General features: G+C 54.1%; 5 protein-coding genes and 1 pseudogene. All 6 read right to left on the bottom strand.

What is annotated here, in order from left to right; genetic code table 11:
* Positions 1-665, bottom strand: a 665-nt coding sequence (gene hflC / locus AB7E14_RS19900) for a protease modulator HflC (protein WP_428169842.1), incomplete at its 3' end; no start/stop codon positions are given.
* Positions 666-667: 2 nt separating this feature from the next.
* Positions 668-1,924, bottom strand: a complete 1,257-nt coding sequence (gene hflK, locus AB7E14_RS19895; RefSeq protein ID WP_042999185.1) for an FtsH protease activity modulator HflK — start codon at positions 1,922-1,924, stop codon at positions 668-670.
* Positions 1,925-2,113: 189 nt separating this feature from the next.
* Positions 2,114-3,394: a ribosome rescue GTPase HflX gene (hflX, locus tag AB7E14_RS19890; protein ID WP_042321426.1), complete on the bottom strand. Its 1,281-nt coding sequence runs from the start codon at positions 3,392-3,394 to the stop codon at positions 2,114-2,116.
* Positions 3,395-3,468: 74 nt separating this feature from the next.
* Positions 3,469-3,777, bottom strand: coding sequence for an RNA chaperone Hfq (gene hfq / locus AB7E14_RS19885; RefSeq protein WP_042999184.1), 309 nt, complete (start codon positions 3,775-3,777; stop codon positions 3,469-3,471).
* 83 nt (positions 3,778-3,860) lie between these two features.
* Entirely contained in the window at positions 3,861-4,811 is a 951-nt protein-coding gene (gene miaA / locus AB7E14_RS19880; protein WP_044265686.1) for a tRNA (adenosine(37)-N6)-dimethylallyltransferase MiaA, read from the bottom strand.
* Positions 4,804-5,414, bottom strand: a pseudogene (locus AB7E14_RS19875) (DNA mismatch repair endonuclease MutL); the annotation flags it as partial. The gene miaA and the pseudogene AB7E14_RS19875, both read right to left, overlap by 8 nt.

The following is a 5,414-nucleotide window of genomic DNA, read 5'->3' as shown; positions in this document are numbered from 1 at the left end:
GCTTCAGACACTTCGGTCGGCAGGTTGATCTGCTTGATCCGCACGTCGACCACTTCGATACCCAATGCGGCCATACTGTTCGGGTTGATCACCGGCACATTGCCGTTGGTTTCAGCCTGAACACGTTCAGCGGCTTCGGCAATCGCGTTATCTGCTGCCGGGGTTGCCACTTCGTCTTCGGTTCCGGCAGAGCCAGAGTTCAGAGCGTCACGCACTTCCAGGGTCAGACGACCACGGGAGTCGGTCACGATGTCTTTCACATCCAGACGACCAATCTCAGAACGCAAACGGTCAGAGAACTTACGTTTCAACAGAACTTCGGCCTGAGAAATATCGCCGCCGCCCGTCGCCAGGAAGTAACGGCTGAAATCGCTGATGCGCCATTTGATGTAAGAGTCGACAATCAGGTCTTTCTTCTCTTTGGTGACAAAGCGATCGGCCTGGTTATCCATCGTCTGGATACGCGCGTCGAGCATTTTCACCGACTGAATAAACGGTACCTTAAAGTGCAGACCCGGCTCATAAATCAATGGTTTTTTGTCGGCATCACGCACGACGCTGCTGAACTGGAACTTAATTCCGCGCTCGCCTTCTTTCACCACGAAAATTGAGGTGTACAGCACTACCAGCACGATGATGATAATCGCAATAACTGACTTACGCATCGTTATTCCCCCTGACGCTGGTAGTCGTTACGCTGCGCGTTAGCGCGGCGTTGGTCCATAATATCGCCCTGACTGGTGGACGAGGTGTTGCTTGCTCCGCTGCTGCTGGAAGAAGACGTGGAGGGCAGACGCAGCAGGTTCGAACCGCTATCGCTCTTTGCCGCTGGCGCGCTCGCGCCTTTCAGCATCTGATCCAATGGCAGAACCATCAGATTGCCACCTTTGTCGTTAACCAACACTTTACGGGTATGGCTCAACACTTTTTCCATCGTCTCGATATACAGACGCTCGCGGGTAATCTCTGGCGCCGCTTTATATTCCGGAAGAATTTTCGCGAAGCGCGCCACTTCACCCTGCGCTTCCAGGATGGTTTGCGTTCTGTAAGCACGCGCCTCTTCGAGGATACGCTGTGCCTGACCGTTCGCACGCGGCTGAACTTCGTTGGTATACGCTTCCGCTTCACGGATGTACTGCTGTTCGTTCTCACGGGCAGCAATGGCATCATCAAACGCCGCTTTCACCTCTTCCGGCGGACGTGCAGCCTGGAAGTTGACGTCCAGCAGGGTAATACCCATGTTATACGGACGAATGGTCTCTTCCAGTTCACGCTGGGTATCGCTACGAATAACGGTACGCCCTTCGGTCAGGATACGGTCCATGGTGTATTTACCGATCACGCCGCGCAGGGCGCTGTCGGTCGCCTGACGCAGACTGTCATCCGCGCTGGTTACGCTAAACAGATATTTTTGCGGATCGGTGATGCGGTACTGCACGTTCATCTCAACACGCACCACGTTCTCATCTGACGTCAGCATCACACCGGAAGCGGCCAGTTCGCGGACGGCTTCCACGTTCACCGGCGTCACCTCGTCGATAAACGTCGGCTTCCAGTTCAGGCCCGGTTCAACCAGATGGCTGAACTTACCAAAGCGTGTCACCACGCCGCGCTCTGCTTCTTTGATGGTGTAGAAACCGCTCGCCGCCCAGATAATGACGATAGCTGCCGCCGCGATGGAGACGACACGTCCGCCCAGATGCGGGCGCGGGCCTTGCGATGAGCTTCCGCCGCCAGAGCCGGTACCTTTACCGCCTCCCAGTCCACCGAGTTTTTTACTCAGCTTGCGAAAGATGTCATCGAGATCAGGTGGCCCCTGCTCGCGACCACCTTTGTTTCCATTTCCCTCAGAGTTGCCGCCTGGTTTGCTGCTTCCCCACGGGTCGCGGTCTTGTCCGTTATTACCGGGCTGATTCCACGCCATGTTTGTGCTCCATATTTGTTATGCGATGCTATACCTGTGTTTTTTGCGCGGCAGATGCGTTGGCTACATCCCTCAGCTCCCGTCACATAGTTGACTATGCTCCAGAGAATTTCAGGACTTGCCGCCTTCCTGCCGCTCAACCTCCACAAGGTACAGAGGCGAAAAAATCTTCAGGCCATATCCGTCAGATCAGACAACATAGTCTTCCAAAGCCGGTTCTTGTTTACAGAGGCGACGCCAGTCAACGATCGGCAGGCGAACTTGCAGACTTACGCTACCGTCATCCTCCATCCACTCTTTTTCTATTGCCTGAAGCTGATAAAAACGGCTTCTCAGACGCCCTTCCTGCGGCGGCAAACGCAACGTATGCTGCGCCACCTCGCCGGAAAGTCGCTCCGTCAAAGCCTGAAAAAGCTGTGGTATCCCAACCCCTGTCTGCGCGGAAAGCCAGACACGGATCGGTTTGTTCTCTTCATCCCGGTCGATACGCGGTTCAAAGTCATCCAGCATATCGATCTTGTTCATCACCATCAGGGACGGGATCTCGTGAGCATCGATCTCTTCGAGAACCGTATCCACTGCGTCGATGTTTTCCTGCACGCGCACATCCGCTGCATCAACCACATGCAGCAACAGTGTCGCCTGACGCGTTTCCTGGAGGGTCGCTTTAAACGCCGCAACCAGATCGTGCGGAAGATGACGGATAAACCCAACGGTATCCGCCAGCACGGTCTCCCCGACATCCGCCACGTCAATGCGACGCAGCGTCGGATCCAGGGTCGCAAACAGTTGATCTGCCGCATAGACCCTGGCTTCGGTTATCTGATTGAAAAGGGTGGATTTTCCGGCGTTGGTATATCCCACCAGCGAGACGGTCGGGACATCCGCCTTAATGCGCGACTGTCGCCCCTGCTCACGTTGCTTTTCAACTTTTTCCAGGCGCGACTGGATCTGCAATATACGGTTTCGCAATAAACGGCGGTCGGTTTCGAGCTGGGTTTCACCCGGACCGCGCAAACCAATCCCGCCTTTCTGTCTTTCAAGGTGGGTCCAGCCACGGACAAGACGCGTAGCCAGATGGCGCAACTGCGCCAGTTCAACCTGCAATTTCCCCTCATGGGTACGTGCACGCTGCGCAAAAATATCTAAGATAAGGCCAGTGCGGTCGATAACACGACACTCACACAGGCGCTCCAGGTTACGTTCCTGGGCCGGACTCAATGCATGATCGAATAATACGACGGCAGCGCCTGTCGCTTTTACGGCTTCCGCAATTTCAACGGCTTTACCTTCACCAACAAAGTACTTCGGGTGCGGTGCTTTACGGCTACCGGTAATCACCTGCATTGCTTCGACACCGGCGGAAGAGACCAGAGATTCAAACTCCTGGAGGTCTTCCATATCTTTGTCTTGCGAAAAATAGATGTGTACCAGTACCGCCTGCTCACCGGCGTCATAACGGTCAAACAAGCGTCAACCCCTCGATATAGATCAGCGGGGAACGCAGAAATTCTGGCTCCCCGTGTGTAAAACAGCCAAAAACCTTATTCGGTCTCTTCGCTGTCCTGTTGCGTCGCAGAACCCTGCGCGCCGCTACCGTGATGATAGTTACTGCTGGTACCGCCACCGGCATTGTTACTATGATGAGAAACCGGGCGAGACGGGACAACAGTAGAAATCGCGTGCTTATAAACCATCTGACTGACCGTGTTTTTCAACAGGATCACAAACTGATCAAAAGACTCGATTTGACCTTGCAGCTTAATACCATTCACCAAATAAATAGAAACTGGAACACGTTCCCGACGCAGTGCGTTCAGGAACGGATCTTGTAAAGATTGCCCCTTAGCCATTCTCTCTTTTCCTTATATGCTTATTTGTACTTTGAATCTTTCGATTCTGAAAATTGCGCACGATACGCCTTAATTGTACACATTCAGTTCGCGATAGCACCAACAACCTGTAATACTTCGTTCCGCGCCTGCTCAGGTTTCTCACTGTCAAGCCAGTGCACTCCTTCCCAACCGCGTAACCAGGTTACCTGGCGCTTTGCCAACTGCCTCGTGGCGCAAACACCTCTATAAACCATTTCATCGTATGATATTTCGCCTTCAAGGTATGACCACATCTGGCGGTATCCCACACAACGAATGGAAGGCAAGTCCGTATGCAAATCTCCACGGGCAAAAAGCGCCCGAACTTCTGCTTCAAATCCTGAAGCCAACATCTGATGAAAACGCTGCTCGATGCGTTGATGCAACAGCTCACGGCTCGCTGGGGCGATGGCAAACTGATGCACCTGGTACGGTAAAGCATCACCTGACGTTTGCGTCAGTTCCGTTAAAGTTTTACCCGAAATGAAAAAAACTTCCAGTGCCCGGGAAAGTCTTTGCGGATCATTTGGATGAATACGCGCAGCCGCAACCGGATCGATTGTCTGAAGCTGTTGGTGCAACGCATCCCACCCTTGCTCTGCCGCCTGTTGCTCAATTCTGGCCCTGACCTGCGGGTCTGCCGACGGTAACGGCGAAAGACCTTCCAGCAATGCCTTGAAATACAACATCGTACCGCCCACTAACAGCGGAATACGCCCCGCCGCAGTGATCTCGCTCATCTCCGCCAGCGCATCGCGGCGGAAATCCGCAGCAGAATACGCCTGCGACGGATCGCGAATATCCAGCAATCGGTGCGGAGCCGCCTTTAACTCTTCAGCGTCCGGCTTCGCCGTCCCGATATCCATCCCTTTGTAAATAAGGGCGGAATCGACGCTTATCAACTCTACTGGCAAAACTTTACGCAATTCAATCGCTAGCGCCGTTTTACCCGAGGCCGTAGGCCCCATCAAAAAAATTGCCTTTGGCAGGCTCGCCTTACTGATATCACTCATGTTTCAGGGCATTCATCGCCGTATGTAAATCAACAGGTTGTAACAGACCACCCGGCGGCGCCTTCACGAGCTGCGGGCAAAGCCGCTCCACATCAGCCAGCAGGGTAATGGCCTGAGCCATTGTCCACTGCGTATGCTCACTCATCAAATTAAGCGCAATCCACTGCGCCAGATTACCAGGTTCACGCGCTGACTGTTGCGTCAGGTAGCCTATCAGTTCAGGAATCAAGATTTGTAAATTTTGTTGGCGTAAGGGTAAAGGCACCGCCCGAATGGTCACATGCTGGGCATCTGCCTGAAATTCAATCCCCAATTCCACCAGTGCGCCCTGCGCATTTTCCAGCGCGGCCTTTTCCTCTGCAGAGACTTTTAGCCGCAGCGGGATCAGCAACGGCTGAGCGCAAACCTGCCCCTCTCCCGGCGAAAGCTGCGCCTGACGCAGCCAGCGTTCTGCCACGGGCAGCGCCAGCAGGTGAATACTCCCATCACGCTCCAGCAGCGCGCAGTCGTTGCCCACAATCGTGAGCACACGGCCAAAGCTCTGACTGTGTCCCGACAGTGCTGACACAGCTGGCTCCGGTGCAGGCGATGATTTTGTCGCAG

Origin of the sequence: Citrobacter sp., from assembly GCF_050252275.1 — a bacterium.
Classification (GTDB): Bacteria; Pseudomonadota; Gammaproteobacteria; order Enterobacterales; family Enterobacteriaceae; genus Citrobacter_A; species Citrobacter_A amalonaticus.
Note: the sequence above shows the minus strand (reverse complement) of the source record. Positions and strands in the feature narration are given on the sequence as shown.